This window comes from Pseudoalteromonas sp. SIMBA_162 (assembly GCF_046535955.1).
In the GTDB taxonomy this organism is placed as follows: Bacteria; Pseudomonadota; Gammaproteobacteria; order Enterobacterales; family Alteromonadaceae; genus Pseudoalteromonas; species Pseudoalteromonas marina.
Window position 1 is genome coordinate 1 of the sequence record NZ_JAWJBQ010000656.1, and the last position, 259, is coordinate 259.

At 54.8% G+C, this 259-nt stretch carries 1 pseudogene; it reads left to right on the forward strand.

Going from position 1 to position 259, the window contains the following annotated elements:
- Positions 1-259 (forward strand): annotated as a pseudogene (locus R0J88_RS21295) (hypothetical protein); the annotation flags it as partial.

The window sequence follows — 259 nt, forward strand, 5'->3', positions numbered from 1 at the left end:
CCCAGAACCTACGCCGGAACCGACACCTGATCCAGAGCCAGAACCGGAGCCAGAACCTGTTCCTACGAAAACGGGTTATCTGACCCTGGGCGGAAGCCAGCGGGTAACTGGTGCTACCTGTAATGGTGAAACCAGCGATGGCTTTACATTTACACCTGGTGAGGACGTTACTTGCGTGGCGGGTAACACGACAATTGCCACCTTCAACACTCAGTCAGAAGCTGCGCGTAGCCTGCGTGCGGTTGAAAAAGTGTCGTTT